Origin of the sequence: Leifsonia sp. NPDC077715 (assembly GCF_040686855.1) — a bacterium.
Taxonomy (GTDB): Bacteria; Actinomycetota; Actinomycetes; order Actinomycetales; family Microbacteriaceae; genus Leifsonia.
Window position 1 is genome coordinate 621,306 of the sequence record NZ_JBFBOG010000002.1, and the last position, 16,687, is coordinate 637,992.

Genomic DNA, 16,687 nt, shown 5'->3' on the forward strand with positions numbered 1-16,687 from the left:
GGAGGACCCGAATGGCCTACCTCGAACGACAGACTCCGCTGCCCGACTTCTCGACCGACGCCGTCCATTCTGACGCCGTGCCCGCGCCTGGGAACGAGGTCTCCACCGGAGCCCTTCCCGGGGCCGCGCGAGTCCATGAACTCATCGAGACCGCCCACGAGCGCTATCGCGGCCTGGACGACGGGAAGGTCGCCGACTACATCCCTTCGCTCGGCCGAGCGGATCCGGCCCTCTTCGGCATCAGCGTCTGCGGCGTCAGGGGGCAGACCACGAGCGTCGGCGACTCCGCCCACCCCTTCTCGATCCAATCGATCTCCAAGGTGTTCGTGTTCGCGCTGGTGTGTCACGAACTGGGGCATTCGGAGGTGTCGCGTCGGGTCGGCGTCAACAACACGGGCCTCCCGTTCAACTCCGTCATGGCTCTCGAGCTGAGCGACGGCGACCCTAGGAATCCGCTCGTGAACGCCGGCGCGATCACGACGACGAGCCTCGCGCCCGGCTCGACGGCCGCCGAGAAGTGGGACTTCGTGCAGCGCGGGCTGTCCCGCTTCGCCGGTCGGCAGCTTGAGGTCGACGACGAGGTCTACGCATCGGAGTCGGCCACCAACCAGCGCAACCGGGCGATCGCCCGGCTCCTGCAGAGCTATGGGCGGGTGGAGTTCGACCCGCTTCAGGCGACCGACGTCTACACGAGACAGTGTTCACTTCTGGTCACGGCCGAGGACCTGGCGGTGATGGGCGCCACCCTCGCCAATGGTGGAGTCAATCCGATCACCCGGGAGAAGGTGATCGACGCATCCGTCTGCCGTGACACGCTCGCCGTGATGGCGACGAGCGGGCTCTACGAGTTCTCCGGCGACTGGCTGTTCGAAGTGGGCATCCCCGGCAAGAGCGGGGTCTCGGGCGGTATCGTCACGGTCGCACCGGGCAAGGGCGGACTCGGCACCTTCTCCCCGCGACTCGACCCCGCCGGCAACAGCGTGCGGGGGCAGCGGGCGGCCCGCTTCCTCTCCCACTCCCTCGGGCTCGACATCTTCGCGTCCACCCCCGGTACAGCCTGAGACGAGGGCTCGGATCTGCGACCGCGGTAGCCATTGCAGGTGGCTGCCGAGGGGCTTACCGTGGCCAGCCACAAACCTCTGACTGGGAGTGGAAATGACTGAGAACACTGGTGACACGGGCGCGTCCCGCGTCGTGCGCGGTGAGAGCATCGTGCTGCAGATCACACCATCCGACCTCGTGACCGACCCGCCGAAGGACGCGGAGTTCGTCGGCGTCCTGACCGCGACGACGGAGGGCCGCCCGTCGTACTTCGCCGGCCATCGGATCGACGGCGAAGCGTACGACCGGGTGACGATGGACCTCGGCGACCGGGAGCGCGTCTGGACGAAAGTGGCCGACCTGGGGAACGAGGTGACGTATCGACTGACCACCGCGAACGCGTTCACGACCAGCCGCCCGATGCGGTGAGACGCGCCGCGGGGCCTCCTACTCCGGAAGTGCTGTCCCGGTGAGCTTCGAGGCGAGCGCCCAGAGCGGTTCGGCGACACCGGGGCGTCGGGCGGAGCGGGGCAGTCTCTCGATGCGCTTCGTGGGTCCGACGAGGGCGAGCCGCGAGGGGCCGTAGTACGCGCCCTGGACGGCTGCCGGATCGGCCGCGGCGAACAGCAGCGGCTCGCTGCCCTGCTCGACCCCCTGCGAGGGCAGAAGAGTGCGCTCTCTCGGCGGCCGGGCGCCGCCGTCGAGGTTGCGGCCGGCGGTCTGCAGGTTGGTGCGCGTGTATCCCGGATGCGCGGCGGTGCTGCGCAAGGACCACCCGCGCTCCGTGGCCGTCTGGGCGAGAGTGGTGGCGAACAGGAGGTCGGCCAGCTTCGACTGGGCGTACGCGCGGCTCGCGTTGTACGAGGTGGTCCAGTTCGGGTCGTCCAGCCGGATGCGACCGAAGTTCGCCGTGCCGCTCGACATCGTGGCGACGCGCGGCGCGTCGGATTCGAGCAGGCGGGGGAGCAGCAGCATGGTGAGGGCGAACGGGCCGAGGAAGTTCGTGCCGAACTGGAGCTCGAACCCGTCCGCGGTCGCGATGCGCGTCGGCGGGATCATCACACCGGCGTTGTTGACCAGCGTGTCGACGCGACCGACCCCGGCGGCGAACGCACGGACGCTGGACAGGTCCGCCAGATCGAGTTCGCGCACCTCGACGACCGCATCCGGGTGGGTGGACAGGATCTCCTCCCGGGCGGCCTCGCCCTTGGCGACGGTCCGGACGGCGAGCACGACCTCGGCCCCGGCGCCGGCCAAGCGCTTGGCGGATTCCTTGCCCGTGCCGCTGTTGGACCCGGTTACGATGATTCGACGGCCGGCCTGTGAAGGGACGTTGTACATTCCTGCTCCCATGAGTGTCGGTAACAGACCACTGGTCTGTTAAGCTCACCGTAACAGACTGTCGGTCTCTAAGCGAGGTGTCATGTCGTCGACCGCATTCTCCCGGGCGCGCAGCGAGGAGCAGCGCGCGGCGAGGGCGGCCGCCATCCTCGAGGCGGCGGACGCGATGCTGCGCGAGACGACGGTCGGCGAGATCAGCCTCAACGAGCTCTCTCGTCGGGTCGGCCTGGCCAAGTCGAACGTCCTCCGCTACTTCCCTTCCCGCGAGGCGATCCTGCTGCAGCTGCTGGATCGCGAGACGCGCGCGTGGCTCGACGACATCGAATCCCGGTCGTCCGAACCGCTCACCGACGCGATCGCGGCGGCCGCCGCCGCCCGGCCGGTATTCTGCGACCTGACGGCCAGCGCGTCCGGTGTGCTCGAACGGAACGTCTCCGGTGAGGTCGCAGCCGACTACAAAAGGGCGTCGCTCGCCTCGAGCGACCGGCTGGCCCGCCTGGCGGGATTCGACGGTCTCGAGTCCCCGGGCGGCCTCATCTTCGTCGGGGCGGTCATGCTCGCGATCGGGGGCATCTGGGCGTCATCGCAGCCGACCGAAGGGATGCGCGCGGCCTACGCGCAGCATCCCGAGCTGCGCCCGTTCCGCATCCAGTTCGAGACGGCCGTCCGCGAGCTGGTCGCCACGACCCTCGCCGGCCTGGAGGCGCGGGGTCTCCGCTGAGGCTTTTGCACCGGAGATCTCCCCTTCCGGTACGTTGTGGGCGTGGCGACGAGACGGCCTTCAACGGATGAACCCGCTCCACTCGGCTTCGAGACGGGGCAGGCGTCGATCAGCGGCGACTACCGAGCGGGAAACGAGGACTCGCTGTACACCTCCTCGTGGTCGGCGTTCGTCGCCGATGGCGTGGGCGGCCACGCGGCGGGCGAGGTGGCGTCCGCCACGATCGCCATCCGGCTGGCGTCGATGCTGGACGCCACCGAGGGGCGTCTGCCGGGGGAGGCGCGACTGAGGGAGCTCGTCGCCATCGCCAACGCGGACCTCGCACTGCGTGTGCGGATGGATCCCGCTCTACGGGGCATGGCGACCACGCTCGTCGGCCTGTTCTCCGACGGGGAGCGCGTGCTCGTCGCCCACTCCGGCGACTCGCGGGCGTATCGGCTCCGAGACGGCGCGTTCGAACAGGTCACGGAGGATGACTCGCTCGTGCGCGAGCTGCTGTCCGCCGGAGCCATCGCGGAAGAGCAGGTCTCGCAGCACAGGCTGAGGTCGGTCGTGACCCATGTCCTCGGCGGCGATCCGGAAGACGCGGCAGCACTGCACGTCGCATCGGACCCGCTGCGGCGCGGCGACCGCTGGCTGTTGACGAGCGATGGGCTCACCGACTACGTGCCCGCGGGGGAGATCGCCGAGGAGCTTGACTCCGCAGCAACGCCACAGGACGCTGCCGATGCGCTCGTGGCCCTGGCGCTGCGCCACCGTGCCCGCGACAACGTCTCGGTAGTCGTCGCGGACGTCATCGAGCTCGTCGAGCCTCCGGCATACAGCCCTGTCTTCGGTGGCTCGGCCGCCGCCGATCCCGCGTCCGCGCGAACGCTGGACGGCTGAGTCCATCACGCGCTGCGCGGCGGCCTCGCGACTGATCCTGGTCGCGTTGGAGTCGTCGATCAGGTCGTAGAACGCCAGCATTGGCGACGATTCAGCGTCACGATATCTCCGAGCCTCGGTCTTCCTATATGACTGGTCTTCACAGCAAGTATTGATGTCCAAAATTAGTGAAGCCTTTCCATGGAAAAAGGAGTATCGATGAACGCTCTGTCCGCCTGGGCGCGACATGCTGCGACGGTCGGTCTGGTCGCTCTGCTCTCGGCCGCTACGGTCGCGGCGCCGACGGCATCGGCGTCGGCAGCGCCTGATTCGACAGCCACACCACAGCTCGCAGAGGGGGGAGACAACGACGCCGTCGCGTTCGACTTCGACACCAATCAGCGGATTCAGGACCCGTTCGCGGGCTCGGCCACCACCGGTGGGTACGCACTGTTCGACGGCGCCTTCGTCAACGCCTTCGAGTTCACGGTGAAGCTGATCAGTTCACCGCGCGTCGAGCAGTACCGTTCCACCTTGCAGGCGGTCGCCACGGAGCTGAACAACGCCGGCCTGGCGAAGATCACCATCGCACCGGGAGTCTTCCCGGATGTCCCGCAGCCCGCCGCGAAAGAGATCGTCTTCCGGACAACGACCACGAGCCCGTGCGGGCCAGGGTTCGCTGGTTGTGGCGGACCGTCGCGGGACTTACGCGCCACCGGCGATAGCAACAAGCTGGTTCTTGCAGGCAGCGTGTGGATTTATCCCGTCGTCGACGGGTACACCGCGAACCAGAAGCGGCACGTCGTCGCTCACGAGATCGGCCATGCGTTGGGGCTGCAGCACTACAGTTCCCCGCACAACGGTGTGCTGCAGGTGATGCACCCGAGTGCGTACGACGCGGTCAGCTTCGAGTCCGGCGACCGCGCCGGCCTGCAGTACCTCGCTCGAGACATCCCGCCGTTGGGAACGATCGACACCGTCGCCCAGTCGTCCGCCGGCACGTTGCGGGTCACCGGGTGGGCGTTCGACCCGGACGGCAAGGCGGCGGCCACTGTCCGCCTCACCATTGACGGGGCGACCGTTGCACAAACCCTGACGAACGTTCGACGTAGCGATGTCGAGAGCTACTACGCCCTGCGGAATTCACCCGCACGCGGGTTCGATCTGACGATCTCTGTCGGTCAGGGGCTGCACTCGTTGTGCCTCACGGCACAGAATCTCCCACGATCCACCTTCAACCAAGTCGGATCGTGCCGTGCAGTGACCACCGGGGGCGGCTTCGTAACCTCGCGAATCTCCGGTGCAGACCGATTCGACTCCGCTGTGGCCGTCTCGCGTGAGGCGTATCCCAACACGGCTCCGTCGGTCGTGGTGGCCAGCGGCGAGTCGTTCCCAGACGCCCTGGCCGGCGGCCCGGTCGCGGCCAAGCTCGGCGGGCCTCTGCTTCTCACCCTGGGAGGTTCGCTACCCGCATCGACCTCTGCCGAGATCTCACGGCTCAAGCCTGCTCGCATCCTGGTGGCCGGCGGTACCGCTTCAATCTCGGACGCCGTGGTTGCTGCACTGCAAAAGCTGGCGCCGGTAACGCGCGTGGGAGGAACGGACCGCTACGAGACTTCCCGGAAGCTGGCACTGTACGCATTCCCGTCCGCCGCGACCGTCTACGTCGCATCAGGAGATGCGTTCCCGGATGCTCTCTCTGGAGGCAGCGGCGCCGGCGCTGTCGGTGCGCCCCTGCTGCTCGTGAGCGGTCCCGGAAGCCCGGCCGATCTCGCCACAGCGACGCTCGCGAAGGACCTGCGGGCGACCAAGGCACGCATCGTCGGTGGACCGGCGTCGATCGGGGAAGCCACCGTCACCGCCGTGGCGAGGACGGTCACGGACACCAAGCGGGTCAGCGGCTCGGACCGCTTCGCGACCGCTGTCGCTGTAAGCGCCGACGCGCTGCAGCCGGCTTCCACGAACCGTGCCTTCATCGTCAACGGGATGAACTTCCCCGACGGCCTGGTGGCTGCACCGCTTGCCGCGAAGCTGAAGAGCCCGATGTTTCTCTCGCCGGGCTGGTGCATCGGCTCAGACAGCGTGAACGAAATGGTCCGTGTCGGTGCCAGCAAGCTCACTCTGATCGGCGGGACCGCCGCCCTGACTCCTGAGGTCGCCGCAACCCAGATGTGCGGCTAAGCCCAGAACTCCAACCCTAGAAAGGACGAAGATCATCATGTCATCACACAGACGCACTCTCGCTACGGCGATTGCAGCTTCCATCGTCGCGACGGTGGCTTTCACCGCCCCAGCAGCAGCCCAGACCGACCGGCTCGACGCGCCGCATCTCGTTGGGCGTCTTGCCGGCGGCGACCGCTTCGAAACGTCCGTCGCCGTTTCGAAAGCGGGACACCCCGGCGGCGCCAAAGTCGCGTACATCACGAGTGCCCTCGGCTTCGCCGACGCTCTCTCCACCGCACCCGCGGCCGTGAGTCGCGACGGCTCGCTGCTGCTTACCCAACCATGGGGGATCCCGGCCGCGGTCAGCGCCGAGCTTACCCGCCTGCACCCGGACCGCATCGTCATCGTTGGAGGGACCGCCGCGGTCGGACCCACAGTGGAGCGCGCCCTCACCGAGTTCACCGGAGCCGTGGAACGCGTGAGCGGCGCAGACAGGTTCGCGACCTCGCGAGCCCTGGCGGACACCTTCACCGGCCCTGTGGACACCGTTTACCTGGCAAGCGGATTCGACTACCCCGACGCCCTGTCCGCTGGCGCGGCCGCCGGCGCCAAGGGTGGCCCAGTCATGCTCATCGACCCCCGCAGTGGCGCACTCGATGCTGCCACGAAGGCCGTCATCCGGAAGCTCCAGCCCACGTCGATCGCGGTAGTCGGCGGTACCGCTGCCATTCCCGAGAGCACGGTCACGCAAGCGAAAACGCTTGTCACCACTGTAGTGCGACTGGGAGGAAGCGACCGGTTCGAAACGTCGGCCAAAGTCGCCGACACGCTCCCTGCAGGAACCACGGGATACATCGCCTCCGGCCTGAACTTCCCGGACGCTCTGGTCGGCTCCGTCATCGCCGGCGCCACCAAGCGACCTCTCTATATCACCCAACCCACAAGCCTGACCTGCCCCATCTGGTACAGCATGCTCGACGGCGGCATCACCGATCTCACTGCGATCGGTGGAACCCGCTCCCTCACGGACACCGCCACAAACCCCGGCTGCGATGCCCTGCCTCCAACCGACTTCTCCGACTTCCAAAGCAGCAACTGATTGCGAAGACTAGGCGGACATCGCCGCGTACTCAGCAACCCCGACGGCGTCGCTGAGCGACCTCGATCATGCCCGTCTTCGGTGGCTCGGCTGCAGCGGATCCCACGTCGTCGCGCTTCTTGGACGACTGATCGGGGGTCACCTCGTCTCTCCGGCGAGCAGGTGCTCCAACCGGTCCAGCTGTTGCATCCATCCCGGTTTCAGTCCGGCGAGCATCGCGGTGGTGTCGCCGTCGTCCGCCCCTGCGGCGGTGAGGTGAACCGTGAGCGTCGTCCCGCCGTCAGCAGGCTCGAGGTCCGCCTCCACCACTACCTCGAAGAGCGGCCGGCCGTCGGGCCCGATCGGTGAGAGCTCGAACACGAGCCGCCGGCCGTCGCCGACCTCGCGGACGGTCCCGGTGGAGGCGTACTCGGCCCCATCGCCCTCCCGCAGCACCAGTTCGACCGGCGCGCCGACCCGCGGCGCGATGGCGCAGCGGACGACCGAGAAGTGTCGGGGCGCCCACCAGCGGGCGGCCTCGGCGGCGTCGGTCCATGCCCGCCAGACGGTCTCCGGCGGCGCCGTCAGCGTGCGCTCGAGCCGGACGTCGGCGGTCGTCCCGCCCGAGCGCGCCGCCTCGGCGTAGCGGGCGAGTGCGAGGTCGTCGGGGGTGTCGGCCGCCAGCCCGCGCATCCATTCGGCGAGCTCCGCCAGGGCGTCCCGGTCCAACGCGGCGAGGCGACGGCGGCCCAGCCGCTGGATGCGGACGACACCCACGGACTCCAGCAGCTGGAGGTGCTTGGTGGTCTGCGGCTGCAGTGCACCCAGGTGGGAGGCCAGCTCGCCGACGGTGTGCGGGCGCTCGGCGAGGAGCGTCACGATCCGGAAGCGCGTGGGCTCGCCGATCGCCGCAACCGCCTGCTGCACATCCATGTCGGCTCCCTCTTGACACATTCGTCACGACGAATATATCGTCTGCCTCGTAGTGACGCAAACCGAACCGGAGGAACCATCGTGAAGACCATCGAACGCACCATCCCCGCCCCGCCCGAGACCGTCTGGACGCTGTGGACCACCGCCGGCGGCATCTCCCGGTGGTGGGCTCCCGACGGCTTCCGCACCGACGTCGATCGCATCGATCCGACGCCCGGCGGGGAGCTGGTCTACACGATGACGGCCGAGGATCCGGCGCAGGTCGCCTTCCTGCAGCAGAACGGCCTCCCGCTCGCCACCCAGGCCCGCAAGGTGTTCACCGAGCTCGACCCTCCTCACCGGGTCGCCTACCGATCGCTGATCGACTTCGTGCCCGACCACGCGCCCTACGAGCAGCTGACGACGGTCGACCTGGAGCCGACGGAGGGCGGCACCCGCGTGGTCATGCAGGTCGAGGAGCTGCATGACGACGTCTGGACCGAACGCCTCCTCGCCGGCCGGGCCAATGAGCTCGACAACCTGGCGCGTCTGGTCGCGGCGTCGGAGGACTGAGGCGGAGGATCCGCGCTCAGTCGGCGATCACTCCCCCTCGTCGGGGAACCCCGTCGACTCGCGGCCGACGATACGGAAGTCCGGCCGCACCGTGCGCGGCGGTTGGCGCTCGCCCTTCTCGTTGATGCGCTCGATGAGCAGGTCGACGGCGATCCGGGCGATCTCCATCCGGCCCGGGTCGACCGTGGACATCGACGGCAGCGAGTACTGCGATTCATCGATGTTGTCGAAGCCGATGACCGCGACGTCGTCGGGCACGTGGACTCCCGCCTCTCCCAGCGCGCGGAGGACGCCGAGGCCCAGCGTGTCGTTGAGTGCGAACACCGCGTCGAAGTCCACGTCGTCGGCGAGAAGAGCCCTGGTCGCGGCGGCGCCGGACTGCCGGGTCCAGCCCTCGACGCGGCGGACGAGGAGAGGATCGAACGGGATCCCGGCGCGCTCCAGGGCCTGGCGGTAACCCTGGAGCCGGAGGTTCGCCGAGCTGGCGACATCCGGGCGCTCGTCGACCTCGCCGACGACGGCGATCCGACGGCGACCGATACCGAGCAGGTGCTCGACGGCCGCCTCGGCGGAGGAGCTGTTGTGCATGGTGACGTGATCCGTCGGGCCGCCGAAGATCCGCTCGCCGAGGAGGACGAGCGGGAAGTCGACGTCGAGCAGGTCGACGTCGTCCTGGTCGAGGCTGACCGGGCTGAACAGCATCCCGTCGATGAAGCGCAGCCGTCCGCCGGTGAGCGACTGGATCTCTGTCTCGCGAGCCTCGTTGGTCTGTTCGACGACCACCCCGAGCCCTCGCTCCTGCGCGGCCTGGATGACCGCGTCCGCGAGCTCGGCGAAGTAGTTCTCGCGGAGCTTGGGCACGCTCAGCCCGATCACGCCGGTCCTGCCCGATCGCAGCCCGCGCGCCGACAGATTCGGGCGGTAGCCCAGCTCGGCGATCGCCGCCTGGACCTTCGCCCGCGTCAGAGGGCGGACGTACGGGTAGTCGTTGATCACGTTCGAAACGGTCTTGGTCGACACGCCAGCGGCCCGGGCGACGTCGTGCAGGGTTGTTGTCATTGACGCTCCTTCGCGCGGCCCATTCACAGTACCGAAAACTGCTTGACACGCATGCGCTTAGTAGCCATAGTCGTATTTACAACGTGGAAATGCAACGTTGTAAACAGCGATTCCGCATCCGTGGGAAAGACGGATGCGCGGCCGTCGATGTCGACGACATGCCGTTATCGCGGCATTGCGGTGCACCAACAATGAGGTTCAGCATCCGAAAGGAATCGAGCAGTGAACAGAAGAAGAGTGATCGCCGTCCTGGCGAGTCTCGTGGTCGCGGGAGTACTGGCCGGTTGTACCGGCGGCGGTGGAGGCACGAGCACCGACGGCGCCAACGCGAACACGTCCAACTGCACGAACAAGATCGTGAAGAAGGACGCCCCGGTCGTCACGCTCTGGGCGTGGTATCCGAACACGCAGAAGGTGGTGGACAACTTCAACAACGCCCACGACGATGTCCAGGTCTGCTGGACGAACGCGGGCGCCGGCGGCGCGGAGTACGACAAGTTCCAGACCGCGGTCAGCGCGGGCAAGGGCGCTCCGGACGTCGTCATGCTCGAGGCCGACCGGATCCCGACCTTCCAGGTGCAGGACGCGCTCGTCGACCTCAAGGGGCTCGGCTACAACGACGTGAAGGACAACTTCAGCGACGGAGCGTGGAAGGACGTCTCCGTCGGAGGCGGCGTCTACGGCGCCCCGATCGACGGCGGTCCGATGGGCATGATCTATCGCACCGACGTCTTCCAGAAGTACGGCATCACACCTCCCAAGACCTGGGACGAGTACGCCGCGGCGGCTCAGAAGGTCAAGGACGCCGGCGGCCCGCTGTTCGGCGACTTCCCGGCGAACCAGCCCGCCTACGTGACGGCCCTGCTGTACAACAACGGCGCGACTCCGTTCACCTACAACACCTCCAACAAGGGCACGATCGGCATCAAGCTGAACGACGAGAAGTCCAAGCAGGTGCTCGACTACTGGGCCGGACTCGTGTCGAAGGGGCTGGTCGGCAAGCAGGACCAGTTCACTCCCGAGTACATCTCGGGTGTGATCGGCGGCAAGTACGCCACGTACCTGTCGGCCGCGTGGGCGCCGGGCTACCTCCAGGGCGCCGGCGTGGGCAAGGGCGCCGACGCGGGCGTCTGGGCGACCGCTCCGCTCCCGCAGTGGGATCCGAGCAACCCGATCTCGGTGAACTGGGGAGGCTCGGCGTTCTCGGTCACCAAGCAGGCCAAGGATCCCAAGCTCGCCGCCAAGGTCGCCTTCGGCGTCTACGCCGATGATGCGTCGCTCAAGGACGGGTGGGAGAACCAGATCATCTTCCCGCTCAACCTCAAGGTGCTGAAGGACCCCGCGTTCGTCAACGCCGAGGTGAAGTTCTTCAACGGGCAGCAGGCGAACAAGGAGGTCTACGTCCCGGCGGCCAACGCCTACAAGGGCATGGTGTACACGCCGATCGGGCAGTACTACTACTCCGCGTTCACCAAGCAGATCGCCGCGATCAACGACGGCTCCAAGTCGGGCTCCCAGGCAGCCGATGCGCTGCAGGCCGACGTCGTCAAGTACGCGAAGGAACAAGGGTTCACCGTCAAGTGACCCGACGTGGAGGGTCGGCCCGACGAGGGCCGGCCCTCCGCGATCCCTTCCCGATCCGGAGGAATCATGACCGCAGCAACCGCAGACAGCGTCGAAGCGCGTGACAGCACCGCCAGACCGCCGGGACGTCGGCGCACCATCACCGCTCGCAGGAACTCCATCGGCTGGCTCTTCGTGGGACCGTTCGCCGTCATCTTCCTCGGCCTCCTGGTCCTGCCGATCGGCTACGCGCTCTACCTGAGCCTGTTCCAGAAGTCGCTCATCGGCGGAACGAGATTCGTCGGGTTCGAGAACTACCTCAAGGCGTTCAGCGACCCCTCGTTCCTGAGCGGGGTCCAGTTCGTCATCACGTTCTCGCTGGTCCTCATCCCGCTGCAGATGGCGGTCTCGCTCGCCATCGCCCTGATGCTCGACATCGTCGTCAGCCGGTTCGCACGGTTCTCGCGGCTCATGATCTTCCTGCCGTATGCGATCCCCACGGTCATCGGCGCGTTGATGTGGGGGTTCCTGTACAGCGAGAACTTCGGGCCGCTCGCGGACATCTTCGGAGCCTTCGGCAAGCCGGCGCCGGACTTCCTCAGTACGAGCCTGATCTTCTACGGCCTGCTCAACGTCGTGACCTGGCAGTGGGCCGGGTACTACATGATCATCATCTACGCCGCGCTGCAGGGAGTCGACCCGACGCTCTATGAGGCGGCGCGCATCGACGGCGCGTCGCAATGGCAGATCATCTTCCGGATCAAGATCCCCCTGGTCGCGCCGGCCCTCGTGCTCATCCTCGTCTTCGCTCTCATCGGCACGCTCCAGTTCTTCAACGAACCGAAGATCCTGCAACCGCTCGCCGCCGGTGCCATCCCGAACGACTTCACGCCGAACATGTACGCGTACCAGCAGGCGTTCTCGCTCGCGAACTCCAACTACGGTTCCGCGATCTCGTTCGCACTCGGGGCTGTCGTCTTCGTCTGCGTCTACATCTTCATGTTCGCGACCCGCAAGAGGGGAAACATCCTGTCATGACCACCACGAACCTGGAGCGCAAGCGTGCGACGCGGACACCCGGCGGTGTGCCGATCCAGATCGTGCTCGGCGTGCTCGTCGTCTACTTCCTCATCCCCTTCTGGTGGGTCGTCGTCAACAGTTCGAAGAGCACGGCCGAGCTCTTCGGCGGAGGTCCGGCGCTGTGGTTCGGCTCGAACGTCGACTACCTGGGCAACCTGGTCGCCCTCTTCACCTACGACGGCGGCATCTACGGGCGCTGGCTGCTGAACTCGGCCCTCTACGCTGTGGTGGGAGGTCTGGGCGCGACTGCGCTCTGCGTGCTCGCCGGCTACGGCTTCGCCAAGTACCGGTTCGCCGGGCGCCGTGCATCCTTCTCCATCCTGCTCGGTGCGGTCATGGTGCCGATGACGGCGCTGGTGATCCCAACGTTCGTGCTGTTCTCGGTCGCCGGGCTGACCAACACCATCTGGGCCGTCATCATCCCGAGCCTCCTGAACCCGTTCGGGGTCTACCTGATGGCGGTGTACACACGGGACGCGGTGCCCGACGAGCTGCTGGATGCTGCGCGGGTCGACGGCGCCGGGGAGTTCCGTGCCTTCTTCCGGGTCGCGCTGCCGCTCCTGCGTCCCGCGATCGTCACGGTGCTCTTGCTCTCGGTGGTCGCCTGCTGGAACAACTACTTCCTCCCGCTCGCGATGCTCTCGGACAACCGTCTCTTCCCGGTGACGGTCGGCATCGGTCTGTGGCAGTCCACCGCGTCCACCTACGGGGCGGCCGGCGGCCAGAGCCTGTGGAGCATCATCGTCCTCGGATCACTCGTCTCGGTGATCCCGCTGATCATCGCCTTCCTGACCCTCCAGCGATACTGGCGAGGGGGGCTGGCCATCGGCAGCCTGAAGTAGCCGCCACCCGCGCTCCGCCCCTGCCGCATCGACCACTCGAGGAACCGTGACTTCTGCACATCTCACCATCGACCCCCACTTCGTGGTCGGTCCGATCAACCGCCGACTCTTCGGGTCGTTCGTGGAGCACCTGGGCAGGTGCGTCTACGACGGCATCTACGAGCCCGGCCACCCGGAAGCCGATAAGGACGGGTTCCGCGACGACGTCGCCGCGCTCGTGCGAGAGCTCGGCGTGACGACCGTGCGCTACCCGGGCGGCAACTTCGTCTCCGACTACCGGTGGGAGGACGGGGTCGGGCCGGTGGACCAGCGCCCGCGACGACTGGACCTCGCCTGGCACTCGACCGAGACCAACGAGGTCGGGCTCGACGAGTTCGCGCGCTGGCTCCGGAAGGTCGACGGCGAGCTCATGTACGCCGTCAACCTCGGCACGCGCGGTATCGAGCACGCTCTCGACGTGCTGGAATACGCCAACCACCGAGGCGGCACGGAACTGTCGGAGCGCCGGATCGCGAACGGTTCGCGCGAGCCGCACGACATCCGGGTGTGGTGTCTCGGCAACGAGATGGACGGTCCGTGGCAGGTGGGCCACGGGACGCCGCGCGAGTACGGGCGGCTCGCGGTGAAGACCGCACGGGCGATGCGGCAGTACGACCCGACGCTGGAGCTCGTCGTCTGCGGCAGCTCCGGCGCCGGGATGCCGCTCTTCGGAAAATGGGAGCGCATCGTGCTGGAGGAGACCTACGACGAGGTCGACTTCATCTCGTGCCACGCCTACTACGAGCCCGTCGGCGGCGACCTCGAGAGCTTCCTCGCCTCCGCCGTCGACATGGACCGCTTCATCGACTCGGTGGTCGCCACCGCCGACCATGTGAAGGCGGCGCGTCGCAGCGACAAGACGATCAACATCTCCTTCGACGAATGGAACGTCTGGTACCAGTCGCGGTATGCGGAGGTCGACCGGATCACAGACATCGACGACTGGCCGGTCGCCCCGCGGATCCTCGAGGACACGTACTCGGTCCTGGACGCCGTGGTCTTCGGCAACCTCCTCATCTCGCTCGTGCGGCACGCCGACCGGGTGACCGCCGCGAGCCTCGCCCAGCTGGTGAACGTGATCGCGCCCATCATGACGGAGCCCGGGGGAGGCGCCTGGCGGCAGACGACGTTCTTCCCGTTCGCCACGATGTCGCGGCTCGCGCGTGGCACGACGCTGGAGCTCAAGCTCGAATGCCCCACCTATCCGACCGAGCGCTACGGCGAGGTGCCGATGGTGGACGCCGTCGCCACGCACGATCCGGAGAGCGGCGACACCGCCGTCTTCCTGGTCAACCGCAGCATGACCGACACCATCGAGATCGGCATCGACACCAGTCTGCTCGGCGACGTCTCGGTCGAGTGGATCCAGACTCTCCACGACGACGACATCCACGCGGCCAACACGCTGGCCGACCCGGAGCGCGTCGGCCTCAAGCCCAATGACAGCGCCCGCGTGCTCGAGAACGAAGTGCGCGTCTCGCTACCGCCGGTCTCGTGGACGGCGCTCACGCTGCGCTGAGCCATTCGGAGCGTCAGGCGATCTCGGCGATGTCCGCCACGAGTCCCACCAGACCGTACGCCGTGGCGATGTCGAGGTCCGGATAGCCGAACGTCCGCGGGCCGCGGCGCTGGGATCCCGGAATGAGGAGAAGCCGCTCCATCATCTCCGTCAGGCGGACGTCCACTTCGAGGTCGACCAGGTCGGGGAGGGCGAATCCGCCGTGGTCGGAGGCGAGCGCGAGCTCGGCGGCCTCCTCGATGAGCGAGCAAGCGGCCGTCGGATGCAGGCTGTCCGCGGCCCGCACTCCGAGCGCGCGCTTGACCGTCACCGTCGTCACACCGGGAAGCAGGTCCTCCGCCTCCTCGGTCGCCGCGTCGTCGCCGGTCACCAGCACGGTCCTCGCCCCGTAGGAGCTCGCCACCGCTGCGCTCAGACCGATCTCGCCGACGACCGTCCCGTTGACCCGGACCGCATCGATGGTGCGGCCGCTGAGCGTGTGCGGGAGGACGGCGTCGGCGAGGCCCGCTCGACCGTGGTACCCGATCAGGAGGAGCGCGTCGACGCCGCGATCGACTCCGGCGACCATGTCCAGCGGGCGGGGAGTACCCCGGATCAGCCGCGCTCGCGGGTCCAGGCGGTCCGGCAGGAGGTTCAGTCCCTTCGCGTGAGAGTCGGACACCGTGACCTCGGCATGCTCGTCGGCGGCGAGAACGCCCCGCACGGCGGCGGAGGCCTCGTCGGTCATCAGCTCGCGTGCGCGCTCCCAGCCGGCGGTCCCGGGGGCGATGTCCGACCGGTCGACGACCCCGGCGACGCCTTCCATATCGACCGACACCAGTACGCGCATGGGACCACACTACGGCCGGGTGAGGAATGCGAGTTCGACGATCCATCGGGTCTTGCGCTTCTCCGTGCGCGGATCGGTCAGGTAGATCTCGCACCGGGAGGCGAAGGCCTCCCCGCGAGGATGCGGGTGCGTGTCCAGGTGCAGCCCGTGCTCCTCGACCCATCGGTGCAGCGCGCGGTTCGCCGCCATCGACCGTGCGCGGTAGGCGAGCACCGCGTAGTCTCCGGCGGGCAGCGATCCGGCCGTTACCCGATCATCGACGACGTCGGACTCGGCCACGACGCCGACCTCGATGTCCATCGTGTCGGACATGTCCACCACGTGGAGGCGCAGGAAGAACGGCCCGTCAGGGGTCACGCCGTGACCGTCGAGCCAGTCGATCAGCTCCGCCAGGAGTCGATCCCGGTTGGACAGCATCGTCCGGAAGGGGACGGTCTCGCGGATGCCGAGGGTCTTCAGCTCCGGCCGGGATTCCAGCGCCGGGCCGCTGACGATGTCCAGTTCGTCGGTCCTCATGCGGGAATCGTGCCATACCCCGCCGTCATCGGCACGGATCACGCCGCAGGCGGCTGCAGGGTCGCGCCGAGTCCGACGAGCGCGCCGTACAGATCGGGTACGCCCCACCACTCGGCTGCCTGGCCGTCGTCGAAGCGGAGCACGTGCATCGCCTCGAAGGTGACGGTTCTGCCCGTCGCCCGAAGCCCGATAAAAGATCCGGTGTGGGTTCCGGACCAGGTCACCCGTCCTGCGATCTTGTCGCCCTCGACGACGGTGTCTTCGACCACGCATCGCAGAGGCGACAGACTCTCGTGCATGGCGTGCATCCACTGCACGATGCCGGCGGCTCCGGGCGGCTGGCCGGGCAGCGCGCTGTGATCCACGATGCTCGGGCTGATGGATGCCGTCAGGGCGTCGGTGTCATCGGCTTCGATGGCCGCGATGAGGCGTACGTAGGACTGACGTAGGTCGGCCGCGTTCCGCATGGCTCCTCCTTGAACGGCGGATGTGCAGCGAGACGACCGTGCGGCCGAGTGGCTGCTAGGGCCAGATTGGCCGCCGCGGG

General features: G+C 67.8%; 17 protein-coding genes. 11 read left to right on the forward strand and 6 right to left on the reverse strand.

Annotated features, from left to right (window positions below):
- Nucleotides 1-11: 11 nt before the first annotated feature.
- On the forward strand, nt 12-1,061 hold the full coding sequence (glsA, locus tag AB0P25_RS10040; protein ID WP_363807036.1) for a glutaminase A: 1,050 nt from the start codon (nt 12-14) through the stop codon (nt 1,059-1,061).
- A 94-nt stretch (nt 1,062-1,155) separates the two neighbouring features.
- Nucleotides 1,156-1,470, forward strand: a complete 315-nt coding sequence (locus AB0P25_RS10045; protein ID WP_363807037.1) for a hypothetical protein — start codon at nt 1,156-1,158, stop codon at nt 1,468-1,470.
- Nucleotides 1,471-1,488: 18 nt separating this feature from the next.
- Here the strand turns inward: AB0P25_RS10045 and AB0P25_RS10050 are convergent, their stop codons facing one another.
- A complete protein-coding gene (locus tag AB0P25_RS10050) occupies nt 1,489-2,394 on the reverse strand; it encodes an SDR family NAD(P)-dependent oxidoreductase (RefSeq protein ID WP_363807039.1) in 906 nt (301 codons plus the stop codon).
- Nucleotides 2,395-2,464: 70 nt separating this feature from the next.
- Between AB0P25_RS10050 and AB0P25_RS10055 the strand changes: the two genes are divergently transcribed.
- From AB0P25_RS10055 to AB0P25_RS10070, 4 genes are all read left to right on the forward strand, one after another.
- Nucleotides 2,465-3,103 carry a TetR family transcriptional regulator gene (locus tag AB0P25_RS10055; RefSeq protein ID WP_363807040.1) on the forward strand — a complete coding sequence of 213 codons (639 nt, stop codon included), beginning with the start codon at nt 2,465-2,467 and terminating at the stop codon, nt 3,101-3,103.
- Between the two features lie 42 nt (nt 3,104-3,145).
- On the forward strand, nt 3,146-3,988 hold the full coding sequence (locus tag AB0P25_RS10060; RefSeq protein WP_363807042.1) for a PP2C family serine/threonine-protein phosphatase: 843 nt from the start codon (nt 3,146-3,148) through the stop codon (nt 3,986-3,988).
- A gap of 198 nt (nt 3,989-4,186) precedes the next feature.
- Complete coding sequence (locus AB0P25_RS10065; protein WP_363807043.1) at nt 4,187-6,148, forward strand: cell wall-binding repeat-containing protein; 1,962 nt, start codon at nt 4,187-4,189, stop codon at nt 6,146-6,148.
- A gap of 94 nt (nt 6,149-6,242) precedes the next feature.
- Nucleotides 6,243-7,229, forward strand: coding sequence for a cell wall-binding repeat-containing protein (locus AB0P25_RS10070; protein ID WP_363807045.1), 987 nt, complete (start codon nt 6,243-6,245; stop codon nt 7,227-7,229).
- A 138-nt stretch (nt 7,230-7,367) separates the two neighbouring features.
- Here the strand turns inward: AB0P25_RS10070 and AB0P25_RS10075 are convergent, their stop codons facing one another.
- Nucleotides 7,368-8,141 carry a metalloregulator ArsR/SmtB family transcription factor gene (locus AB0P25_RS10075; RefSeq protein WP_363807046.1) on the reverse strand — a complete coding sequence of 258 codons (774 nt, stop codon included), beginning with the start codon at nt 8,139-8,141 and terminating at the stop codon, nt 7,368-7,370.
- Between the two features lie 81 nt (nt 8,142-8,222).
- Here AB0P25_RS10075 and AB0P25_RS10080 point away from each other — a divergent pair, with 81 nt between their 5' ends.
- The gene (locus AB0P25_RS10080; protein ID WP_363807048.1) at nt 8,223-8,693 is read left to right on the forward strand and encodes an SRPBCC domain-containing protein; all 471 of its coding nucleotides are present in this window, start codon (nt 8,223-8,225) and stop codon (nt 8,691-8,693) included.
- Nucleotides 8,694-8,720: 27 nt separating this feature from the next.
- On the opposite strand, the gene AB0P25_RS10085 is transcribed toward AB0P25_RS10080, so the two are convergent.
- The gene (locus AB0P25_RS10085) at nt 8,721-9,752 is read right to left on the reverse strand and encodes a LacI family DNA-binding transcriptional regulator (RefSeq protein ID WP_363807050.1); all 1,032 of its coding nucleotides are present in this window, start codon (nt 9,750-9,752) and stop codon (nt 8,721-8,723) included.
- Between the two features lie 222 nt (nt 9,753-9,974).
- Between AB0P25_RS10085 and AB0P25_RS10090 the strand changes: the two genes are divergently transcribed.
- The 4 genes from AB0P25_RS10090 to AB0P25_RS10105 all read left to right on the forward strand — a co-directional run bounded on the left by AB0P25_RS10090 (nt 9,975) and on the right by AB0P25_RS10105 (nt 14,795).
- Nucleotides 9,975-11,336 carry an extracellular solute-binding protein gene (locus AB0P25_RS10090; RefSeq protein ID WP_363807052.1) on the forward strand — a complete coding sequence of 454 codons (1,362 nt, stop codon included), beginning with the start codon at nt 9,975-9,977 and terminating at the stop codon, nt 11,334-11,336.
- Between the two features lie 66 nt (nt 11,337-11,402).
- Nucleotides 11,403-12,353, forward strand: coding sequence for a sugar ABC transporter permease (locus AB0P25_RS10095; RefSeq protein WP_363807054.1), 951 nt, complete (start codon nt 11,403-11,405; stop codon nt 12,351-12,353).
- Nucleotides 12,350-13,237: a carbohydrate ABC transporter permease gene (locus AB0P25_RS10100; protein ID WP_363807055.1), complete on the forward strand. Its 888-nt coding sequence runs from the start codon at nt 12,350-12,352 to the stop codon at nt 13,235-13,237. Before AB0P25_RS10095 ends, AB0P25_RS10100 begins: the two co-directional genes overlap by 4 nt.
- Before the next feature lie 46 nt (nt 13,238-13,283).
- A complete protein-coding gene (locus tag AB0P25_RS10105) occupies nt 13,284-14,795 on the forward strand; it encodes an alpha-N-arabinofuranosidase (protein ID WP_363807056.1) in 1,512 nt (503 codons plus the stop codon).
- 13 nt (nt 14,796-14,808) lie between these two features.
- Here AB0P25_RS10105 and AB0P25_RS10110 read toward each other — a convergent pair whose 3' ends face one another.
- The 3 genes from AB0P25_RS10110 to AB0P25_RS10120 are packed head-to-tail and all read right to left on the reverse strand — an operon-like array spanning nt 14,809 to nt 16,607.
- A complete protein-coding gene (locus AB0P25_RS10110; protein ID WP_363807057.1) occupies nt 14,809-15,624 on the reverse strand; it encodes a M55 family metallopeptidase in 816 nt (271 codons plus the stop codon).
- Between the two features lie 9 nt (nt 15,625-15,633).
- Nucleotides 15,634-16,140: a GyrI-like domain-containing protein gene (locus AB0P25_RS10115; RefSeq protein WP_363807058.1), complete on the reverse strand. Its 507-nt coding sequence runs from the start codon at nt 16,138-16,140 to the stop codon at nt 15,634-15,636.
- A 38-nt stretch (nt 16,141-16,178) separates the two neighbouring features.
- The gene (locus tag AB0P25_RS10120; protein ID WP_363807059.1) at nt 16,179-16,607 is read right to left on the reverse strand and encodes an ester cyclase; all 429 of its coding nucleotides are present in this window, start codon (nt 16,605-16,607) and stop codon (nt 16,179-16,181) included.
- Nucleotides 16,608-16,687: the final 80 nt, after the last annotated feature.